This is a genomic window from Streptomyces sp. PA03-3a (assembly GCF_033792735.1).
Taxonomy (GTDB): domain Bacteria; phylum Actinomycetota; class Actinomycetes; order Streptomycetales; family Streptomycetaceae; genus Actinacidiphila.
Genome location: NZ_JARAVM010000008.1, coordinates 179,855 through 200,827, shown reverse-complemented (window position 1 = coordinate 200,827; position 20,973 = coordinate 179,855). Strand labels below are relative to the sequence as shown.

The following is a 20,973-nucleotide window of genomic DNA, read 5'->3' as shown; positions in this document are numbered from 1 at the left end:
GAGCACAATGGAAGTGATCAATGTGTGGGCCTCGTCGATCAGCGCCGTCGCCACCGCAGGGGCCCTCGTGGTCGGCGGCTTGGTGCTGCGCAACGATCGCAAGGCGAACGCCGAGCGCCAAGTGGAAGACCGCCGCAAGCAAGCGGGGATGGTCTCCGCATGGGGCGAACTGGTGGAGGTAATGGTTCCCACGATGCCTTACCCGCGCCAGGACCTCACGTACTTCGTGCAGAACAACAGCGACAGCCCGGTCTTCGAAGTAGCTCTCTACATGTCGGAGACATACGGAGAGCCGCGCGGCAACATCGCGGTCGGGATGGTCGCCCCCCAGTCCAAAACCAGCTTGCTGGGCGGGCACGGGATGGGTGGCGAGTTCTTGCAGCCCGACCCTGTGCCGATCTTCTTCACGGACGTCGCCGGCGTTCGATGGTTCCGCGACGGCCACGGCACCCTCTACGAGTGGACCCAGGACATCGAGCAGCGCATCTCGGACGAGTCCGGCGTCGTTCTCGCCACGCCCCGGACGAGGCTGCCGAGCCCGGCTACGTCGCCCCAGCTGGACAGTTAGCGCCCAGCGGCCCCCGCCCACACTGGTTGTAATCTAGAGGCATACGTGAGGGAGAGGAGGGGGTCGGCGATGCCCACGAAGCCGTTCCTGGCTGGCCGGCAGGAGTTCGCCGCGCTGTACGGGGTGAAGGCCACGCAGGTCACGCAGTGGGTGGGGCGCGGCGTGCTCGGCTACGAGCACGCGGTGATCGTGTCCGGGTCGCCGTACTGGCTGCTGTCGTTCGCGCAGGGGTACGGGCAGGCGCAGCCCCGGCCCAAGGAGCTGGACCGGCGGGTCCTACACCAGCTGGTGGCCGCGCAGGAGCCCGGCGTGTGGGCGAGCAGCGTGCAGGAAGTGCCGCCGCTGCTGGGTCTGCAGGAGACGACGGCGCTGTTCGGGCTGTCCAGCCAGCAGAACCTGTCGGCGGTGGTGCGGCAGGGCCGGTTCGCGCCGGCGGACTACCAGCTGTCGGGGTCGCCGCTGTGGCTCCTGGACACGCTCATTGAGGCCGCCCCCGACCTGCGGGCGAAGTCCCGTTCCGTGATGTGGGCGATCGTGCCGCAGGTCGAGGCGGCGCTGCGGCAGGGCCGGTACACCGGTCCCGGCTCGTCGATCGTTCCGCGCGGGCTCGCCGCGAAGGCCGTCTGACCTGCGGAAAGTCACTCGACGCCAACCCCCAAAGAGGCTAAAATAAGAGCAGCGGCGCCGGGCGGCGCCGCTGCCCTTTGTCTTTGGAGGAACGATGCGCGATGTCCCGGTCGCGGCCCGGTCGCCAACCGCCGGGCCAGGCTTTCGGTGCAGTGCGCTGGTTGATCATGTCGGACCCTTCGTGAAAGATGTGCCACACCATTCGGATGGTTTCCGCACTTCGGGGGTCCTGTGCCCGTTCATCAGCAGCAACTGCCCGGCCTGGACGACATCCAGCCGGTCCAGCAGCCCGCCGTCGAACCCGGCCAGTCCATCCAGGAGCGGTTCGAGGCGTTCAACGACCTCAACCCCCGTGGGTGCTGCAGCAGCTGGAGGCGCTGGCCGGCGACTGCGTCGCCAAGGGGTTCCGCCGCGTCGGCATCGGGATGCTCTTCGAGCTCCTGCGCTGGCGCTACGGCGAGGCCACCCGAGGCGATGTCTTCCGGCTCAACAACAACTTCCGGTCGCGCTACGTGCGGCTCGTCATCGAACGGCACCCCGAGTGGGCGGCCCTGTTCGAGACCCGGGCCCTGCGCGCCGAATGAGACCACCGACCTCTTGGAGCAGCCCTGATGGGCATCAAGCTGAAGACCCGCAAGCCAACGGGCATCGTGCCGTGGCCACTCATCCTCATCGAAGGTGAGGAGGGCTCGGGGAAGACCTACAGTGCCGCCGAGTTCTCCGCCTCGAAGCTCATCGGCCAGATGTACTGGGTCGACCTGGCGGAGGGCAGCGCCGACGAGTACGCGGCGATCCCCGGCGCCGACTACGAGATCATCGACCACGACGGCACCTACCGCGACATCCTGGAGCAGATCCGGGCCGTGTACCTGGAGGCGCGGCGGGCCGCGGCCGCCGGCGAACCGCCCGTGGTGCTGTCCGTCGACTCGGGCACCTCGCTGTGGCGGATGCTCAAGACCTGGACCAGCGAGCGGGCCCGGCGAGGCAAGACCAACGCCCAGCGCCTGCAGGAGGACCCGGACTCAGCGATCGACGTCGGCATGAACCTGTGGAACGACGCCACCGAGCGGTGGATGGAGGTCATCCACCTCCTGCAGACCTTCCCGGGCATCGCCATCATCACTGCCCGCGGCAAGCAGATCACCGCCATCGACGAGGGCGGCAACCCCGTCAAGGACAACCGCGGCCGCGTGCTGCGCGAGTGGAAGGTCCAGGCGCAGAAGGACCTGGCGTTCGACTGCTCGGTGTGGGTACGGATGCGCCGCGGCCGCGTCCCGCAGGTCATCAAGGCCCGCTCGCTGCAGCTGCGCGTCGAGGACCGCAAGCCGCTGGACCTGCCGGACTTCTCCATCGAGGACCTGGTCTTCAACCGTCTCGGCTGCTCGGTGGACTCCCAGCCCCGCCAGATGCCCGCCTTGGTCGGCGACCGGGTGCAGGCGTGGCTGAACGACAACGACGTGGAGGACCTGCGCGACGTCGAGAAGCTGCGCGAGCTGTGGTGGGAGGCGGCCGCCGACGACGCCGGCCTGACCCGCAACGAGGTCGTCTCGATCCGCGCCGCGATCGAGCGGAAGGTCGCCGAGCTCGAGAACCCGCCCACCGAGATGGGCCAGGGCCCCGCCAGCGACGCCGACCGGCTGCGGGCCGCCGTCGAGCGCCGGGCCGAGGAGGACGAGGAGCCCGACGACGATCCCGAGCCGGACCGTCGCCCCGTCCGCAAGGCCCCCGCCAAACGCGCCGCCGCCAAGCGCACCGCCAAGCCGGCCGCCGCCCGGAGCTGACCTTCCCCCGCGGGCCGGGCGCAGCGGCCCGGCCCGCACCACGACCTTGGAGTACCTGATGACCGCACAGCCTGTGGAGTTCACGGAGTCCACACCGTCCCTGTGGACGGCCGCGCACGATGTCGACGCCAGACGGCCGCGCTCCCTGCAGCAGCAGCTCGGTGCCTCCGACACGGTGTGCGAGCGCCGCGCCGCCTACATCCTGTTCGGGACCGCCCCGACCGACCAGTCCGACAAGCGGGCCGCGATCCTGGGGACCTACATCCACGAGGGCCTGCTGGGCGCGGCCCGCACCGAGTACGGCTGGCTGGTGGAGCGCGCCGTCGCCGACGACACCATCCGGGGCCACATCGACGCCGTGCAGCTCGACGCGGCGACCGCCGCCCGAGTCCCCGCCCGCCACCGCCCCAAGGTGGTGGCCGCCGACGGGGTGACCGTGGAGGACGTCAAGACCAAGACCACGTTCCTGTGGGACAAGGTGCGTCGCTACGGGCCCACCGCCGCCGAGCTGCGCCAGGTGTACCTGTACGCCGACCTGCTGCGCACCGTCGGCTTCGAGGACGTGCGCGGGCAGCGGTACCTGGCCAAGCTCGGCCCGCTGGAGGTCGCCCGGATCCGCTTCCGCTTCGTCAACCGTGACAACGGCGAGGAGCACATCGAGGAGTTCGCGTTCGACCCGATGGAGGCCACCCGCGCCCGCTGGTGGGTGCAGCGGGTACGGGAGCTCAACAGCCCGGAGGAGGCCCGCCGCGACTTCGACGGGCCGGGCGTGGACGCCATGTGCGACTACTGCCCGTTCGTCACCGCCTGCTGGGGCCTGCCCAACCCGCCCGGAACGCCCGTGCAGACCGTGCTCATCCACGACGACGCCGATCGCACCCAGGCCCTCGCCGACTACGTGCGCGGGCACGAGCTGGAGACCGAGGGCAAGAAGATCAAAAAGCTCGCTCGCGCCAAGATCGACACCTCGCCGGCGGGCGTCTACGGCGCCAACGAGCTCGCGTGGGGCGGCAACAACGCCAAGTGGGACGTCGACCTGCAGGCGATGGTCGACGTGCACGAGGAGGCGGGCCTCACGGTGCCGATGGTCCCCGACGAGAAGCGCATGGTGGACAACCTCAAGGCCGCGGGCCTGGCCGTCCCGGAGAAGCGCAGCGCCCAGACCACGCCCAGGACCATCATCGTGCGGCCTTTCAAGGCCTGATCGGACTGTCGCCGCCCGCCCCCTCGCCGGGGTGGGCGGCGGCGCCCGTGGAGGGAACTTCCGTTGTCCATTCACCTGATGGTCGTGGCCGCGTACCTGCCCGAGGACGTGGTGAACCAGGGCCAGAAGCTGGCCCTGATGAAGATCTGCGACTCGGCCGACGACGAAACGCGCGTCTCCCGGCCGGGCCACCGCCGGCTGCGCGCGTGGACCGGCGTGGGGGAGAAGCGCACCATGACCATCGTCACGGAGCTGGTCGCCAAGGGCCTCATAGAGCGCCTGGAGGTCGGCAAGGCGGGCCGCCGTGCCACCTACAGGGTCTTCCCCCTGGGCGTCCCCCCGATCCCCTCCAACGACGACCTGGACGCCCGCTTCGCGGCGCTCGATGCCGCGCCGAAGAACCCGCGTAAGGCCCGCTCGGGCGTCACTCGCGTGGCTCCGTCGAAGCCCGCGATGACGCATGAGGACATCGACGTGCGGGCGCTGGCGGCCGGTGCGGGCGTGAGGGAGGCAGGGTTCCACGGGTGGAACCCTGGCGAGGAGCCGGGCAGGGTTCCACCGGTGGAACCTTCAGGGTTCCACGGGGGGAACCCACTGGGTTCCACCGGTGGAACCCCTTCTTTTCCTAGTTCTTCCTCTGTCCTTCCTTCCCCCCCTACCCCCGCGGCTGACGCCGCAGGGGTGTCTCGCGGCTGCCCCAAGCACGCCGTCCCGGCTGCCAGTTGCCGCGGCTGCGGGACCAACCCGCGCGCCGCGCGGGCCGCCGGCGAGCGCGAGCGGGCGGAGACGGATCGGATGGCCCAGCAGGACTGGCTGCGCGGCTTCCAGGCGGACCTGGACGCGGCACGGCAGACCGCGCACGAGCGACCGGGGGATGTGGAGGCCGCCCGGACGCTGGCCCGCCAGCTGGCCCGCCAAGGCCGCGAGAGGGTCCGCGAAGGCGATCCCCCTGGAAAAAATCTTGACCCCCACGCGTGGGCAGGTAGAATAAGAGCAGTAGGGGGAGGGCGGAACGGGCCCACCCCACGACAGCATGAGGAGAACCATATGAGCGAGCAGCTGAACGTCTCGACCGCTCCCGCCGCCGGTCCGGCCGTCCACTACTTCGACGGCGACACCCGCGACGCGTACGACGCGACCCAGTGCCGCGACGGCATCCGCGACGGTGACGTCCTGGTCGTCGAGTCCGCGAAGGTCGTCGGCTTCCTCGACGCCGCCTGGCCGGTCGCCGTCACCGAGGCGCACGGCGAGTTCCACGGCGACGGCACGGCGATCGAAGACATCCCCCGCTACGCGGACGGCCGGTACGCGGCCAGCATCGAGCGCGCCCGGCAGGTCGCCGTCGCGCTCGGCTTCCCCCTCGCCGCCAACGTTCACACGGCCTGACCCCCCGGCCCGGGCGGCGGAAACCCTGCCGCCCGGGCCAAGGTGTGCCACACCCTTGGATCGACACACGCCTCTTGGAGGAACCGCATGGGCCACCTGCCCACCCCGCGCAGCGAGGACAAGGACCGCCTGGTCCTGGACTCCGCCGCGCAGGCCATCCCCGTCCTGATAGGCCTGGCCCACGCCTGGCGTGAGGAACCGAAGGCCGTCGACTCCCTGCTTGCCGACATCGCCGACCAGGACGACCAGGCCCGCGCCGAGGCGCACCTGGACGGACTCGGCAGCGCCGAGCACGTCCGCGACCAGCTCGCCGACCAGCTCCTCGCCCGCGCCGGCGGCGCCCAGTTCTGGCTGGACCGCGCAAGCGACCGCCACGCCGCCCACCAGGCGCGCCGGATCGCCGAGGAGGCCCGCCGACTGGCCGACCGCCTCGACCGGCACGCCCACCTGCTCACGCTGCAGGTGGAGAAGGCCGAACGGGAGCGCGCCGCCCGCGACGCGGCCGAAACGGCGTACCTGCGGGGCGTGATCAAGGCGGCCGGGCTGACCATCGACTGCAAGCACTGCAGTTGCTGGGTGCACCACGCCAACGGCCTGCCGTGCCACCTGGGGTGCGGCACCCCCGGTCACGCCATGACCGAGGCCCCGGAGACCCCGCAGCCCGCTCACGCGGGCTGACGCCGGCCGAACCGGGGGGCGGAATGAAACCCCGGCCCCCCGGTTCCGAAATGTGCCACAACTCTGTACGGTACGACTCACCTCTTGGAGATCATGATGAACCTTGCACCCCCTCCCGACCACGGGCGCACCGGCCAGCCGGAATGGCAGGCGCTGTGGCGGCAGTACGAGACGGTCACCCTGCCGCTGCGCGCGTCCGGGCTCGTCTGCGACATCGAGACCGGCGGCAACCAGCACGTCCTCTACGTCAACCTGCCCGACGGCTCGCACCTGTCCATCGCCGACGAGCACGAGCTGCCCACCCGCCTCGCCGACGTCAACGGCTGGCGGATCGTGCGCGGTCACGAGGACAACCCGAACCACGACGGCCTGCTCTACGACTCCACCGCAGAGGGCGAGCACAGCCAGCACGGCGCCGAAGTCGTCACGATGCTCGCCGCCATCGCCCTGTACCTGAAGGCACTGCCCGACGCGGACCTCCACAGAGCAGGGGCCGCGCTCGGCGAGCTGCTGCTGGTGAACGCGCAGCGGTTCGCCGTCAGCTTCGTCGGCGTCAACGGCCAGCACGTCGGCAGCGGCCGGGTCCTCACCGGCCCCTTCGACAGCCGCGAGCAGGCCGTCAAGGAGTACGGCTGGCAGACCCATCTCCTCCAGGACAACGGCTGGCAGATGGTCCACGAGCAGGGCGGCACCGAGTGGCCCCTGACGGTCTGGGTGCGCCGCGGCGTGCTGCAGACGGTCTTCGTCAGCCGCCAGCCCCTCCTGTGACCGACACCCCGGCCCCGGCGGCCGCCGCCTGCTTCTGCGTCATCGCGCACCCCACCACCCCCGAAGAGCGCGACGAGGTCAGCAAGGCCCTCGCCTACGCCCGCCAGATCGGCGACGTCGAGGCGCTGCCGCTGCTCGTCGCCCGGCTGACCGGCTCCTGCCCCGCCCGCGCCTGACCCCCGCGGCCCCGCGCCACCACGGCGCGGGGCCGCCCGACCTCTTGGAGAACACCGTGTTGAGCACCCTCCCCCGCGACGTCGACCTGACGTTCAACGACCTCCTCGCCGGCGCCGGCGGATCCTCCTCCGGCCTCGTCGAGGCCGGATGGAAGGGCAAGTTGGCCATGAACCACTGGCAGACCGCGATGGACAGCCACGCCGCGAACCACCCGACCATCGAGCACCTGACCGCAGACGTCACGGGCTACCCGATGAGGTTCCTTCCCCGCGCCCTGCTGCTGTGGGCATCGATCATCTGCACCGAGGTGTCCCCGGCCGGCGGCCGCGTTCACCCCACCGACCAGATGGACCTGTTCCAGGTCCTGGAGCAGCTCGGCGACGAGGACGACGCCGAGTCGTGGCAGGCCCTGACACCCGACGCGTTCGAGCGGACCCGGGCCACCGCCTGGTGCGTGGTGCGCGCCTGCGAGGCCAAGCGGTTCCCGTACGTGGTGATCGAGAACGTCGTCGAGTTCGCCCAGTGCTGGGTCCTGTTCAAGACCTGGGTCAAGGCCATGACGGAGCTCGGCTACGAGCAGCCCCAGATCATGTGCGCCACCTCCGCGCACGTCGGCGACGACGACAACCTGCGGGCCCCGCAGTGGCGCGACCGGATCTACATCTGCTTCCGCCTCAAGGGCATGCCCAAGCCGGACCTGGAGCCCCGCCCGCGTGCCCACTGCTTCGAGTGCGGCAAAGACATCCGCGCCAAGAAGGCGTGGTTCGCCCACGGGGTCCGCATCGGGAAGTACCTGCGCGACTACAACTACCGGTGCCCCAACACGCGGTGCCGTCACGCTGAGGTCGAGCCGTACGTCCGGCCGGCCGCCTCCGTCATCAACTGGGACGACCTCGGGCAGCGCATCGGCGACCGCAGGAAGCCCCTGGCGGACACCACGATGGACCGCATCCAGGCGGGCCTGACCAAGTTCCCTCACACACCCAGCTCGATCACCCTCAACCACGGCAAGGACGGCACCGACCGGGCCTACGCCGTGGCCGAGCGGCCGTTCTCCACCCGCACGATCAAGCAGGGCGACGCGCTGCTCGTGCCGACGGGCGGCAGTTGGAACACCGCCTGCAGCGACGTCGCCGACCCGATGCGCACCCGCCTGACCCGGGAGGGCGAGGCCCTGGTCACGGTCGACCCCGAGCCGTTCGTGATCACCTACCGGCAGAACGCCCACCCGGCTCTGGCGACCGATCCGGTCACCGCGGTCACCGCGCAGGGCAACCATCACGGCCTGGTCGTCCCCGGCGCGCCGGTGCCGCCCGAGCTGCGCAACACGCTGGTCATCCCGTACCGCAAGGCCGCCGTCAAGACGGCCGGCGAGCCCGTTCACACGTTGTCGACCCGCGACTCGGCCGCCCTCCTTCACAGCGCGCCAGCGGTGGAGGACTGCTACTTCCGGATGCTCAAGCCCCGCGAGCAGCTGGGAGCCCAGCGGTTCCACGACCGGTACATCGTCGTCGGCAACCAGGCCGAGCAGACGATGCAGGCCGGGAACGCGGTCAGCGTCAACGTCGCCCGGCACATCGGCGAAGCCATCAAGGCCTGCCTGTGACCGACTGGACCGACATCGCGCCGTGCCGCGGCATGGACGGCTTCACCGTCAACGAGGACGAGTGGGCCCACGGGGACGACCTGATGGAGCTGTGCGAGCCGCAGCTTCCCATCTGCGGGCCGTGCCCGTTCCGCGCCGAATGCATCGCCCTGATCAAGCCCGCCCAAGCCAAGTTCGACGGCATCGCCGGCGGACGCCTGTGGTGCAACGGCGTGGTCATCACCGCCCTCGACGACGTCGACGTGGAGGAAATGGCCGAGCCGAAGCTGCGCGCGTCGTGCGGCACCGAGGCCGGAGCCGGGGACCACAAGCGCCACGGCGAACGCCCCTGTCCGTCCTGCCGCCAGGCGGCACGAGAGATGACCGCGCGCCGCAACGAGCGGAAGGTCAAGGAGCCCAAGCAACTGCAGATCGACTTCGCCACCACCACGTGACCGACCCGCCCGCCCCCACCAGGGGGCGGGCCCCACCCTGCCCCTGGAGGGACCATGCCCGACCCGACGACCCCGCGCCCGCTGCGGCAGGTCCTGCAGCCGCTGCACGCCGAGACCGCCCCGGTGGGCGTGCGGTGATCCGCACCAGGGGCCGCGCCTGCACCGGCAAGCGCCGCCACGACACCAGGGAGCAGGCCGAGGACCACCTGCAGCGGCTCGTCGACCGGGGTGCGGTGCGCCTGGCGACCTACCGGTGCCGCAACCGCGACTGCCGCGGCTGGCACGTCGGCCACCTCCCCAAGCCCCGCACCTGACCCACCACACCTCTTGGAGACATCCATGGACCACGTCACCACCCTCGCCACCCGCCTTGGCGAGCGCGCCGCCGGATCGTGGCAGGAGGAAGCAGCCGTGTGGCTGCTGGGCTCGCACGGCCACTGGCTGCCCGAGCTGGAGCGCACCCAGCTGGTCATCGCCGACGCCGACGGCCAGTCCCGCATTGCCTGGCGGCAGGTAGCCGCCGCCTGCCTGTCCGCCGGCGACGGCCCGCTGATCGGCACCCTGGCGGAGTGGCAGGTCCTGCGCCTGGCCTGCGTGCTGACCGGACGCCACGTCCTGTCGCTGGCCAACCTCTCCTCACTCGACGAGCGGAACAAGCGCCTCGCCCCGCACGCGATGGCGTGGGCGGCCGGAGTCCGTGCGTGGGCCGCCAGCCTCGGGCTGCTGCCGCCCGCGCCGCAGCCCGCCTCCGCCTGACCCCACCCCTGATCCGGGCCGCGCCCGCGGTGACCGACCCCGTGGGCGCGGCCTTCCAGCACCACCACTTCAAGGAGCAGAGCACCAGTGGACACCTCCCGCCGCGCCGAACTCGTCATGCAAGCAATCCGGTATGCCGTAGACCTGGGCTTCAGCGACGCCTCGGTACGCATGGCCGAGATCGCCGCGCACAGCACCGGAACCCAGATGTACGGCGTGTGCTGCGCGCTGGCCGAGGCAGGCCGCCAGAGCCTGATCCGCGTGTACGGGCACCCGGGCCCCGAGCTGCTGTGGGCGCTGATCGCCCCGGACCCGGCCGACGGCGCCCCCCGCGACCCGGCGCGCACCTTCTCTCTGCAGTTCATCTCCTCCTTCGCCAACGGGGACTTGAAGACCTGCGAGGCCCTGTACGTGGCGGCCGCCAAGTCCAGCGCCGACGACTACACCCACTCGCTGATCGCCTTGCTCGGTGACGTCGCCAACCTGGCGCGCATCGAGCGGGAGGAGCCCGCCGCCAGCCGGGAGGCAGCCCCCACCCACCCCCGCTGACCCTCCAAGCCGGGCCGCGCCTGCGGGGTGTCCCCCACCCCCGCGGGCGCGGCCCTTCCAAGCCCCGTCTCGACCCGAGCCCGTAAGCCTCTGACCTGCGGATATGTCAGAAAAAATTCTTGACGTGGCGAGATAGGCGGGTAGAATAAGAGGGATCGGCGGGGGGGAGGGCCCCCCGACATACCGACAGGGAGGTGCACCGTGAAGGACGCCGAAGCTCGCACGGCCGAACCGGTCGACGGCGAGTTCGAGGACTCGACGTTCGGCCGCTGGCTGGCGGAGCGGGCCGCCGACGGAATCCGCGCGGCGGCCGGCGCCTGACCGCGCCGCAAGGCCCCGCGGGGGAGCGGCGGCCGGCGCCTGACCGCGCCGCAAGGCCCCGCGGGGGAGCGGCGGCCGCGCCGCTCCCCCTGTATGTGCCACAACATTCACCCGACCGGCAAGACCTCTTGGAGTGAGCCTTGTTCGCATCCGTCACTGACGTGACCGACCGTCTCGCCGGGCCGTACGCCCTCGGCGCCGGCGACTTCACCCACCGCCTCGCTGATGTCCTGGACGCCCCGCACCTGGTGCGCCTGCTCATGGAGCGGTTCGGCTTCGGCACCCACCCCGCCGCGCAGGCCGCGACCGCGGTCACCGCGGCCCTTCACGAGACCTGGCAGGGCATGGCGTACGGCGAGGACTACGCCATCTGGATCCGCCGCATGCCCGAGACGCTGCTCAAGTGCTTCGTCGACCTGGCCGTCCGCGCCGAGGACAACGAGCTGACCGCCGAGCACGAGCTGCGCGTCGCGCGGCAGATGCTCGCCGAGCTGGCCATCGTCATCCGCCACCGCTGACCCGCGCCGGGGGTCGCCACCACGGCGGCCCCCGGCATGTGCCACAACCCTCACCCCGGAGGAACCCTTGCTCCACGACTTCATCGAGTCGCTGACCGGCAACCTCGGCGAGCGATTCAAGCAGGGCGTCTCGCGCGTCGGCGACAACCTCTACGTCCGCTTCGACGACGACCCCCGAGTCCTGAAGGTCATCGTCGCCCCGGCCGCGCCCAGCGAGCTGCGCATCACGCTCGTGGCCGTCGATCCCCAGCACGGCCCGATCGACCAGGCCAGCTTCACCCAGACCCGCTCACAGCAGCTCACCAACTACCTGGAGCCGCTCGAAGCGTTCCTGGCCGTCTGGTTCGACTGACCCTTCCCCGCCGGGGGCCGCCACCGCGGCGGCCCCCGGCCCGCACCCATGAGGAGAGACATGAGCACCGACCGGACCATCCGCGCCGTCCGCCTCGACGCCGACGGCACCCTCACCGACATCCATCTGCCCCTCGGCGCCGGCCTGGCGCCGGAACTCCGCGTGCACGTCGGCGGCTGGGTCGAGGTCGCCCACTACGCCCGCGCCGACGGCAGCCGCCGCCTGTCGGTGGCCCTCGACTCCAACGGCGCCCTCACCAAGCCGGAGAACCCCTACGCGGCCTCGCTGGTCAACGCGATCCGCCTCAAGCAGCTCTCGTACAGCCTCTATGGGACGGCCGTCCTGCTCGGCGCCCTGGACGGCGCCGGCCAGCACACCGACGTGCCCGAGGAACTGCATCAGGTGCTGCCGCAGGTCATCGCCGCCCTCAAGGCCCGCTACGCCCCCGCCACTGCCTGACCCACTGCCCGACCCCGTAGCCCCCGACAACGAGGAGAGTTCCATGGAGACGAACCCGGCCCTGTACGTCCAACCCGCCGGCCACATCGAAGACTTCCCCCTGGCAGGCGACGCCGACCGCCAGAGCAAGGCGATCGCCGGCGAACTCGACGGCCCGGTCGCCACCTGGCGGCTCGGCCTCCACCTGACCGTCCACGCCAACGCCGACGCCCGCCGCAGCCCCCGCAACCATGTCGCCCTCAGCACCTGGAACGACTTGGCCGGCGCGCCCGGCCCGGACCTGCGCGGCCCCGTCATCGTCACCGGCGCGCCGGGCCGTGACGGCCTGCTGCAGCCACTGCCGCAGGCGAGCGCCGAGCTGGTCGCGCACTGGGCGCGCCTGCAGTGCGCGATGGCTGTCGTCGCCAGCCCCCAGGTGTCCGCCGCCCAGGCCATCGGAACCCGCGACCTGCAGTGCGACGCGCACGCCGTGCACCGCGACCGCGACAGTGGACGGTGGGCGTACGTCGTCCTGGACGGCATCGGCGACGAGGACGACGTACGCGACCACGTCCGCACGTGGGCGCCCGCCCTGGCCCGCGAAGCCGCCCGCTCGGGCGACCCGGCCGACGCGATCGCCCACATCCGCGCCCGGATCGAAGCACAGCAGCGGTCGCGGCGCTGGCACTACATGGACCCCGGCGCGGTCGCGGTCGACGCCGTTCACCACCACGACGACCCCGTGCTGCAGCTGGCCTGGTCCGGCGACGCCCGCGCCTACCGCTTCTCCCGCACGGGCGTTCTTCACCAGCTGACGAAGGACCACAACTACGCGCAGGAACTCCTGGACGCCAGCCGCACCCCCAGGAAGTGGGACCACAACTCGGTGACGGCCAACCTGGAGTACGGCGCCATCGGCCACCTGCAGGTGCACGCGGATCTGGTCAGGCAGCTCATCCTCTGCTCCGACGGGGTGTACCACCCCCTGGAGACCCACGAGCCGGGTCTGCTGGAGGCAGTCGCCGAGCTCGCGCTGGACGCGAAGGACAGCGCGGCCTCGCTGGTGACCGAGGCCCTGGCCGCGGGCCAGCGCCACGGCGAGAAGTGCGACAACGCAACCGCCCTCGTGGTCACCCTCCGCTAACCCAGCGCCCTGACCCGGGCGCCGACGGCGGGCGACCCCGCCACCGGCGCACGGATATGCCACAACGATCGTCTGACCATCGACCTCTTGGAGACCAGCATGACCAACCTCGGCCCACCACGCCGCCGATGGATCGTCGCCTTCAACGACGAGCCGTACGCGATGCGCATCGTCGCCGCCGAGCCCGTCCCCCAGGACCCGGGCGCCCGCGACGAACTGCGCGTCGAACTGTTCATCAGCTGCCTGTCCGCGTACGAGGTAGACGCCGCCACCAGCCAGGAGGCCAAGCGCACCGCCCGGCAGCTCCACGACGTGGACCGCATCCGCAGCATCCGCGCCCGACAGGTCTGCCCCTCCCAGCGCCGCCCCGCCCCGCACGGCGGCCGGCTGGTCGCGGTCGCCGGGCAGACCCTCCGCCACGCCGCGCAGGACCTGGAGATGGCCAGCCGGGCAGTCCGGCGCGCCGACGCCATCGCCACGGCCGCGCTGCGCGCCGGGTTCCGCCACCGGCCGTGGCGGCAGCGCGAGCTGACCTTCGAGCAGTACGCCGACCAGGTCCCCACCACCGCCGCGACGGTCCTCTACCGCTACGCCGCCCTGACGGTCGCCGGCCGGACCGAGGAAGCCGTGGCGCTGCTCGTCAACTCCCTCGCCGCCGCCAGCTCCGACCTCTGACCCCACCCCCGATCACCGGGCCGGGCCCCGCACCGCGGGCGCCCGGCCCCTTCCACGCCCGGAGGAATCCATGGCCACCAAGTCCATCCTTGCCCGCCCCACCGCGGACGGCGGCTTCGCCGGCCGCCACGTCCAGTGCGACGGCTTCCCCAGCGCCCGCATCTTCACCCTCGGCTACCTGGTCTCCGACGTCCACCGCGGCGACGTCGAGGCCGCGGCCCGCGCCCTGCTCGACGAGCACCCCAACGGCTGGGTCAGCCTGCCCCGCAGAGGGAACCCCGGCGAGTGCTACTGCCACAGCGGCGACCACAGCGACCGCCTCTACATGGGGCTGCTCACCGAGGAGGGCACCGCGGACGGGCGGTACGAGTACGCCTACGTGCTCCACACCGACCTCCTCGCCATCTACGAGCCCAACGCCGACGGCACCAACTGGGTTCTCAAGCGGCGCATCACCTGGGCCGACCGGCAGGAGCGGCCCGCCGTCGACCGCAGATTCACCACCCGGGTCTGCATCGACGACTCGCTCGGCCCCTTCGACGCCGTCCTCGACCCCGCGAACCGGTGGAACGGTTTCCTGAAGCCCTACTTCACCCTCGACACCGCCCGCCGGGTCGCCGCCCAGACGCAGCAGGCGGCCGACGAGCGCGGGCACGACAGCGTCGACTGCATCTACGTCCTCGACGGCGGCACCCGCGCGGGCGAGCCCCGCGCAGTCGTCGTCCACGTCAGCTGGCAGTGGCACGACGAGGAGAACACCGGCGCCTCGATCATCGAGCCCAACGCCGAGGGCCTGTACAGCATCGGCGGCGGCGCGTGGGGCTGGCACTTCGCCTCCTGGTGGTGCGCCTGCGGCGTCGGCATGGACTGGCACATCACCCACTGCGAGGGCTGCGGCCTGCCCCGCCCGCAGGAAGCCTCCGCCCCGCTCACGGACGCGGCGGAAGGCCAGTGACGACCACCGCGCCGGACCCGCCCGGCCCCGCCGTCGACCAGCCGGCCGAGACCGTGCTCCCGCCGAAGGTCCTGATGACGCTGCGCACCTACCGCCGCGGCGTCGACGGCCGTGTCTTTGACGAGACGCCGGTCCGGGAGATCACCAGTGCGCAGAACCTGGCCCCGCTGGGGTCGGCCTGGCACTGGGCGCCGTGCCAGTGCCCCCTGCACGCTCCCGGCCTCCACCGCACCACGTAGCACCGCCCACCCAGCGCCCCGCCACCCCGGCCGACCACGGCCCGGGTGGCGGGGCGCCCCTATGCCCACACTCCGAAGGAGCAAGCGATGGACCAGCTCGACCTGTTCGCCGGCCAGACCCGGCGACCTCTCCCGCCCGCCCAGCCCCCCGCCCGGCCGCCGCGCCGGCGCCTCGCCCGGCGCCCGAGCCCCGCCCGGTCGTCGTGGCCGACGAGGAGCCCGACAGCCTGTTCGCCGAAGAGATCCCGGCGACCTTCGCCGCCCGTCCCGCGCCCGCACCCCGCCCGGCCACGCCGGCCGCCGACGCGCCCGAGGGCCTGTTCGCCGACCCCCGCCCCGAACTGCCGTCCGTCCAGACTCCCATCCCCGCGCCGCGCCGCATCGCGCCGCTGCTGATCGGCAACCCGCGCAACGCCGGCCAGCGCCTCGGCGAGGCCGTCGCCGACACCTGGCACGCCTCCAACTGGGGCGGCTACCGCATCGACATCCCCGTCAGCATCATCGGCGGCCTCGCCCTGTTCCCCCTCAAGGGCCACAGCGAGGACATCGTTCGCATCATCAGCAACTGCTCCGACTGGCAGCTCCTGCAGGGCTACCGCGAGATCTACGTGCAAGCCTGGGCCCATCGGCCCGAGCTGGGAGCGCGCATGGCCCCGCTGATGGCCTGGCTCACCGAGGACGGCGTAGAGGAGAAGGCGCACGCGGTACGCCGGGTGACCGACACGGCCCTCAAGTACGGCATCCTGCAGCTCACCGGCGACCCCGACCCGTACAACCGCTCGGACACCGACGTGATGTCGTGGACGATCACCTCGCTGCGCTCGCACGGCGCCCGCCAGGGCATGGGCGAGTACCACACCCCGCCCGAGCTGTGCGACATGATGGCCGCGATGAACTGCCCGGTGGCGCCGCCGAAGGGCCAGAAGTTCCACGAGCCCGCCGGCGGAACGGGCGGCATGTTCCGTGCCCTCTCCCAGCATCTGCGCCACCTACAGTGCGACCCGGCCGACTACGAGTGGTGGCTGAACGAGCTCGACCCGCTCGCGGCGGCTGGCGCAGCCGTCAACGCCATCGTGTGGGGCCTGGGCCCGCGTGTCGTCATCGCCTGCGGTGACACCCTCGCCGACGGCGACCTGGCGAACCGGGCCGCTCGGGAGCGGGTGCACCTGTACGAGGAGCGCGACGAGATTCTCAGCCGGTTCGCGGTGGCCGAGGCCTTCCGGGAGGCGATCAGCCTCGCCGACCCGCTGATCGGTTCAAAGGCAGTCTGACCTGGTGATTAGCCCGAAAAAAATTCTTGACCCCCCGCTGAGAGCCGCTAGAATAAGAGGGCGAGTCCGGGGGAGAGCCCGGGCCTACACCGCAAGGAGAACTGAACATGAGCGAGCAGCAGACGCACTCGATCCACCGCGACGGCTGGGAGCTGAGGGTGCGGCACGAGGGCGGCACGGCGATCGCCGAGCTGTGGACCTTCGGCGCCAACCTCAGCCAGACCACGCTGAACGCCGCCGGCGAGGTCACCGTCACCTCCGACTTCCAACCGCACGTCAGGGGCGATCGGCGGACGGAGTGCTCCGAGAACTGCCGGTGCGGCTGGGAGCTGCGGTCGCGCGACGCGGACGATACGGCGATCGTCGAGGTCTGGGCCCACGGCGCCAAGCTGAGCGAGACGACGCTGAACACCACCGGTACCGGCGAAGTCACCGTTCGCACGGTCTGATCTGAGCGCGGACGGCGGAACGCAGTTCCGCCGTCCGCCTTCAAATGTGCCACATCAATCCACCGTTGCCGCTCGTACGAGGAGGCAGTCCATGTTCCAGCCCGGCCAGCGGATCGCGCTCGTCCGCACCACCGACTCCCACACCGAGCTCCGCCCCGGCGACGAGGGCACCGTCCGATCCTGCAACCACGCCCTGCAGCAGCTCAACGTCGACTGGGACAGCGGCTCCCGCCTGTCGATGCTCCTCGACGACGGCGACGAGGTCCGCCGCATCGCCTGACCCCCCGCCCCCAGCGCCCCGCCGCCCGGCCAACCACGGCCCGGGCGGCGGGGCGCCGCCACACCCACACCCGCCAAGGAGCAACAGATGGACCAGCTCGACCTGTTCACCGCCGGCGCCGGCACCTGGGCCATGCGCACCCGGACCCTTGCCAATCGCTCCCCGTGCGACGACCAGGAAGCCGCCCTCCGGGTCGCCGCGGTGCAGTTCGACTCCGCCGCCGAATACCTCGCCCACGGCGACACCGCCAGCGCGCGCACCGCCCTCCGCGCCGCCCACAACTACGCGGCCAGCGAGGAGGGATGCGCCCCCCGGGTCGCCGCAGCCGCGAGCTCTCTCCTGGCGGGCCTCACGACCTGACCCACCAGCTCCCCCGCCCGCCACCAGCGGGCGGAGGCCGCACCACCCAACCACCCAGCACCACCGACCGCTTGGAGATACCCCATGCAGCTCGCACCCTCAGCCCTCCACACCGCCGGCGAAGACATCGCCCGCCTCCTCGGCTGGGAGCTCGCCGACCCTGACTACGACGGCACCGTCCACCTCCACGGCCCACTGGAGCGCCACATCGGGATGGGTCTCATCCACGGCGGCAGCACGGTCCAGCTGTGGGCCACCGGCGGCGCCCAGCCCGCCGACCACACCCCGGGCGGCGACCTCGTCCCGCTGCCGCAGGGCCGCCGCTACCACCACGGCGTCGGCATCGGCTCCCTCACCGAGGACCAGGACCCCGGCGTCGTCCTCTACAACGCCATCCGCGACAACCTGCTGCCCGTCTTCGACGCCAAGCCCTCTTACGTCGGGCACCGGCCCTGGGAGATCCCCGTCGAGGCCGACGTGATCGACGTCGAGGCGACCGTTCAGGCCGCAGCCGCCGCCGGCGTCGACGTCGGCGACCAGGACGAGCCCCAGTCCGCGCCCGAGCCGTCGGCCGAGCCCCAGCCCGCGCCCGAGCCGCAGGCCCCCGTCGACGAGCTCGCCGCCAAGCGGACCCGCAAGCGCACCACCACCAAGCCCGACCCCGCGGCCGCCGACAAGCCCAAGCCCGCGCGCAAGCGGACCACCACCAAGCCCGCTCCCGCAGCCAAGGCCGCCGCCGAGCCCAAGCCCGCACGCCCGGCCCGTAAGCGCACCACCACCACGCCGGCCACCTCCTGACCACACACCCACGCCGGGCCGCCCACCGCACCAGGTGGGCGGCCCCGTCCGTACCGCGCCGACCCATGACAGCGGAACCCGAACCCGAACCCGAGCTCACCAATTGCCCTTGCGGAGTCCGCCCGGGCCACCTCTGCCCCCACAGCAGTACCCCCTGCCACACCCGCTGGACCGGCATGTGGCCCGGCGACGCAGGAGCCCTCGAATACGGCTTCGTCATCGATCTCGACCCCGGCCAGGAATCCCTCCCAACCGCTCCTATACCGAGTACAACTGGGGCCCCACCCAGCAACGCTTGGTCATCATCCAAGCGACCACAACAGGGACATCACCGATCAACTAGACGGAAGTCCCAACTTGTCGAAAAATGCTCGGTTTCGCTCGGTGGCCGCGTTAACGAGGCGGTTGAAGTTTATGACCTCGATGTAGGCCTTATTCGGTTCATTGAAGCCGAAGTAGCCCATTCCGTCGTGAGTCGCCCGCAGGTTCGCGTACTCGCAACGGCTCACCATCGTCGGCGTGAGGTCAGCGACGATGTAGCAGAACGCGGGCGGCTCTTTAGACGGGGGGATCGGACGCCCGAACGCGGTCCTCACCCCGCCTTCTCGCACCCGTTTCACGTAGTCAAGGCATTGCTGGATCGGGTCCTTGTCTTCCGACGCGTCGTTACGCATCGGCCTCTTGATCTCGACTACGACGATAGAGGGCAGCGGTAGCCTCTCACCCTCCGCGGCCAGCATCGGGTAGTCGACGTGCCGAGTCGCGAGCACGTCAGGCTCCCTGGTCGACTCGGACCCGGTTATGGGCATGCTCTTGAGCGTCTTATCAGAAGCGAGGTATTCGTGGAACGCAAGCCGCTCATCGATGATCCAAAGATTCGAGGCGTCAGTGCCGATCTTGTTGGAGTCGGTCCGCATCGGGATGAGCAGTGAGTGGATGGCGTCCTCCCTGCTGTAGTTACCCTGGTCGTCGGACCTGATCAGTTTGTCGAGGACATCAAGGATCACTCGCCGCCGCGAGACGTACGCGGCTAGGTCGGACTGGTTGATGTCCGTCACCGTGTCGAGATACCGGGTGAGCCGTTCGGCATAATCCTCCGGCTGTGTTGAACCGGCTTCGGCGAAGACGGCTTGACCCTCGGCAATCGCGGCGGCTTCGAGCTTCTGTAGATTGCCGTGCAGCAACAACTCAAGGTCCTGATCCTTGATGGACGGATCCACGGTTACACCGAGCGACTCTAGCCGCGACAGAACGGGCCGGTACCTCGGCGCACGGTTGCTCACGAAATCGTTGACCCGAGCCTTGCCCTCCTCGCGCGCCGCGCTGAGCGGGACGGCCAAAATCCTTTCGACTTCACCCAGCACTCCCGCGCGGATGTCGCCCAACGACACGTCTTCGGTCAGCGTCGCGCCCGGCACGCGCTCGGCGATGTCGAAGGCCGTGCGGTCCGCGCGGACGTGCTTGTCGAGGAAGTCGGAGGACAGGTAGCAGACATACGTGAACGGGGAAGATGTTTCGTCCTTGAGGCGCCCGTAGAGCCCTGGCACCTTGCTCGTGAGGTTCTCCTCCATGACCACGCGGCTCGCGGCGCACCAGTACAGCCGCGGCGCGAGATTGCGCGTCGAGGACTTGAGACAGAGGTTGACCATGTCGAACTTCTCACCCTTGACGTCGATCGAAGTCATCGGCATCTCGGAGAACACAAAGTCGGCCATGAGGTCATTGAGCGAGGCAGTCTCGTCGCCGTCGGTCACCGTAACGTCAGGCGCGCCGCCTGGGCGGAGGAAGTACCAAATGCAGTGCTCGAACATCTCGCGAGCGATGGCCTCGACTGACTTCGCCGCGCTCTGCTGGAAGGGCTTCTTGAACCCGTCGAGGCTCACGATCGTGCCGACATCGCCTAGGCCATCCGCTTCTCCGCCCGGTTCGACCTCCCCCTCGACGGAGAACCGGAACTGCCGTCCGTGGAGGCCACCAGCTTCGTCCTCATAGGTGCTGCGGACCGAGACCCTGTCGAACGCCTTGAGCCAGAGCAGTCGTCCCACGCCACGGCAGCCGATGGCGGCCTTGTGGTCACTGTCCAGCGTCTCGAACGAGGTCATGTTCTCCGCGGTGAAGCCCACGCCGTTGTCCTCGACGAGGAAGCCGATGATGGGCTTCAACGCCACGCGACCAGGGCCGGCGGGACCGAGATCGAGTTCCTCCTGCGGGCTTCGCTGGATCCTGACGCTCAGACAGCCACGCTCGACGTCGTCGCCGAATCGTGCGTCGATCGCCTGAATGCCGTTAACGACGGCCTCAAGGAGCGGCAAGAGAGCATGACTCTTCGGTAGGCTAGTGTTCCGGACCCGGCCAGCCAGCGACGTGGTCAGCGCCATGGTTTTCCTCCTCGCTGCGACGCCGCCAACCATATCGGTGGGCGTGGTGCGGGGAGCGTGCTCGGCGACGGAGATGCTCCCGGAGTGGCCTCCTCGTCGTCCCAACGCTGGCGCACCCGCCGCCGACGGCCGCTCGTTCCCGCACCCAGTCCCGCCGTCAAGGCAAGATCGACGCTTGCGCCCGGTGCACCAGCTGCGCGGCGATTTACAGCTCCGGAGCCGGTCCACGCCCAGCCGCGGCCACCTCCCGGGAACTGGTCG

The 20,973-nt window shown here is 70.9% G+C and carries 27 protein-coding genes; 26 read left to right on the top strand and 1 reads right to left on the bottom strand.

Annotation, left to right across the window (positions count from 1 at the left end; all coding sequences use genetic code 11):
- Positions 1–7 precede the first annotated feature (7 nt).
- The 26 genes from PV342_RS12565 to PV342_RS12440 all read left to right on the top strand — a co-directional run bounded on the left by PV342_RS12565 (position 8) and on the right by PV342_RS12440 (position 18,334).
- Positions 8–568 (top strand): hypothetical protein, encoded by a 561-nt coding sequence (locus PV342_RS12565; RefSeq protein ID WP_500317032.1) that lies wholly within the window; start codon positions 8–10, stop codon positions 566–568.
- 69 nt (positions 569–637) lie between these two features.
- Positions 638–1,195, top strand: coding sequence for a hypothetical protein (locus PV342_RS12560; protein ID WP_500317030.1), 558 nt, complete (start codon positions 638–640; stop codon positions 1,193–1,195).
- Positions 1,196–1,551: 356 nt separating this feature from the next.
- The gene (locus PV342_RS12555; RefSeq protein ID WP_500317028.1) at positions 1,552–1,779 is read left to right on the top strand and encodes a hypothetical protein; all 228 of its coding nucleotides are present in this window, start codon (positions 1,552–1,554) and stop codon (positions 1,777–1,779) included.
- 27 nt (positions 1,780–1,806) lie between these two features.
- A complete protein-coding gene (locus PV342_RS12550; RefSeq protein WP_500317026.1) occupies positions 1,807–2,976 on the top strand; it encodes an AAA family ATPase in 1,170 nt (389 codons plus the stop codon).
- 58 nt (positions 2,977–3,034) lie between these two features.
- Positions 3,035–4,180 (top strand): PD-(D/E)XK nuclease family protein, encoded by a 1,146-nt coding sequence (locus PV342_RS12545; protein ID WP_500317024.1) that lies wholly within the window; start codon positions 3,035–3,037, stop codon positions 4,178–4,180.
- Positions 4,181–4,243: 63 nt separating this feature from the next.
- Positions 4,244–5,566, top strand: a complete 1,323-nt coding sequence (locus PV342_RS12540) for a hypothetical protein (protein ID WP_500317022.1) — start codon at positions 4,244–4,246, stop codon at positions 5,564–5,566.
- 87 nt (positions 5,567–5,653) lie between these two features.
- Complete coding sequence (locus PV342_RS12535; RefSeq protein ID WP_500317020.1) at positions 5,654–6,244, top strand: hypothetical protein; 591 nt, start codon at positions 5,654–5,656, stop codon at positions 6,242–6,244.
- A 96-nt stretch (positions 6,245–6,340) separates the two neighbouring features.
- Positions 6,341–7,012, top strand: a complete 672-nt coding sequence (locus tag PV342_RS12530) for a hypothetical protein (protein WP_500317018.1) — start codon at positions 6,341–6,343, stop codon at positions 7,010–7,012.
- On the top strand, positions 7,009–7,188 hold the full coding sequence (locus PV342_RS12525) for a hypothetical protein (protein WP_500317016.1): 180 nt from the start codon (positions 7,009–7,011) through the stop codon (positions 7,186–7,188). Before PV342_RS12530 ends, PV342_RS12525 begins: the two co-directional genes overlap by 4 nt.
- A gap of 56 nt (positions 7,189–7,244) precedes the next feature.
- Complete coding sequence (locus PV342_RS12520) at positions 7,245–8,795, top strand: DNA cytosine methyltransferase (protein ID WP_500317014.1); 1,551 nt, start codon at positions 7,245–7,247, stop codon at positions 8,793–8,795.
- Positions 8,792–9,229, top strand: a complete 438-nt coding sequence (locus tag PV342_RS12515; protein ID WP_500317013.1) for a hypothetical protein — start codon at positions 8,792–8,794, stop codon at positions 9,227–9,229. Before PV342_RS12520 ends, PV342_RS12515 begins: the two co-directional genes overlap by 4 nt.
- Before the next feature lie 134 nt (positions 9,230–9,363).
- Positions 9,364–9,543, top strand: a complete 180-nt coding sequence (locus PV342_RS12510; RefSeq protein WP_500317012.1) for a hypothetical protein — start codon at positions 9,364–9,366, stop codon at positions 9,541–9,543.
- Between the two features lie 25 nt (positions 9,544–9,568).
- Entirely contained in the window at positions 9,569–9,985 is a 417-nt protein-coding gene (locus PV342_RS12505; protein ID WP_500317011.1) for a hypothetical protein, read from the top strand.
- An 87-nt stretch (positions 9,986–10,072) separates the two neighbouring features.
- Entirely contained in the window at positions 10,073–10,534 is a 462-nt protein-coding gene (locus PV342_RS12500; protein WP_500317010.1) for a hypothetical protein, read from the top strand.
- Between the two features lie 482 nt (positions 10,535–11,016).
- Positions 11,017–11,373, top strand: coding sequence for a hypothetical protein (locus PV342_RS12495; protein WP_500317008.1), 357 nt, complete (start codon positions 11,017–11,019; stop codon positions 11,371–11,373).
- A gap of 67 nt (positions 11,374–11,440) precedes the next feature.
- A complete protein-coding gene (locus tag PV342_RS12490; protein WP_500317007.1) occupies positions 11,441–11,725 on the top strand; it encodes a hypothetical protein in 285 nt (94 codons plus the stop codon).
- A gap of 60 nt (positions 11,726–11,785) precedes the next feature.
- Positions 11,786–12,184: a hypothetical protein gene (locus tag PV342_RS12485; RefSeq protein ID WP_500317005.1), complete on the top strand. Its 399-nt coding sequence runs from the start codon at positions 11,786–11,788 to the stop codon at positions 12,182–12,184.
- Between the two features lie 43 nt (positions 12,185–12,227).
- The gene (locus PV342_RS12480; RefSeq protein ID WP_500317003.1) at positions 12,228–13,307 is read left to right on the top strand and encodes a PP2C family protein-serine/threonine phosphatase; all 1,080 of its coding nucleotides are present in this window, start codon (positions 12,228–12,230) and stop codon (positions 13,305–13,307) included.
- 87 nt (positions 13,308–13,394) lie between these two features.
- Positions 13,395–13,982, top strand: a complete 588-nt coding sequence (locus PV342_RS12475) for a hypothetical protein (protein ID WP_500317002.1) — start codon at positions 13,395–13,397, stop codon at positions 13,980–13,982.
- Between the two features lie 70 nt (positions 13,983–14,052).
- Positions 14,053–14,937 (top strand): hypothetical protein, encoded by an 885-nt coding sequence (locus PV342_RS12470; RefSeq protein WP_500317001.1) that lies wholly within the window; start codon positions 14,053–14,055, stop codon positions 14,935–14,937.
- Entirely contained in the window at positions 14,934–15,176 is a 243-nt protein-coding gene (locus PV342_RS12465) for a hypothetical protein (RefSeq protein WP_500316999.1), read from the top strand. Before PV342_RS12470 ends, PV342_RS12465 begins: the two co-directional genes overlap by 4 nt.
- Positions 15,177–15,379: 203 nt before the next feature.
- On the top strand, positions 15,380–16,447 hold the full coding sequence (locus tag PV342_RS12460) for an N-6 DNA methylase (protein ID WP_500316997.1): 1,068 nt from the start codon (positions 15,380–15,382) through the stop codon (positions 16,445–16,447).
- A 107-nt stretch (positions 16,448–16,554) separates the two neighbouring features.
- Positions 16,555–16,896: a hypothetical protein gene (locus PV342_RS12455; protein WP_500316995.1), complete on the top strand. Its 342-nt coding sequence runs from the start codon at positions 16,555–16,557 to the stop codon at positions 16,894–16,896.
- Positions 16,897–16,987: 91 nt separating this feature from the next.
- Positions 16,988–17,176, top strand: a complete 189-nt coding sequence (locus PV342_RS12450; RefSeq protein WP_500316994.1) for a DUF4314 domain-containing protein — start codon at positions 16,988–16,990, stop codon at positions 17,174–17,176.
- A gap of 87 nt (positions 17,177–17,263) precedes the next feature.
- A complete protein-coding gene (locus PV342_RS12445) occupies positions 17,264–17,536 on the top strand; it encodes a hypothetical protein (RefSeq protein WP_500316992.1) in 273 nt (90 codons plus the stop codon).
- A gap of 84 nt (positions 17,537–17,620) precedes the next feature.
- On the top strand, positions 17,621–18,334 hold the full coding sequence (locus PV342_RS12440) for a hypothetical protein (protein ID WP_500316990.1): 714 nt from the start codon (positions 17,621–17,623) through the stop codon (positions 18,332–18,334).
- Between the two features lie 335 nt (positions 18,335–18,669).
- On the opposite strand, the gene PV342_RS12435 is transcribed toward PV342_RS12440, so the two are convergent.
- Positions 18,670–20,712, bottom strand: a complete 2,043-nt coding sequence (locus PV342_RS12435) for an ATP-binding protein (RefSeq protein ID WP_500316989.1) — start codon at positions 20,710–20,712, stop codon at positions 18,670–18,672.
- Between the last annotated feature and the right edge of the window lie 261 nt (positions 20,713–20,973).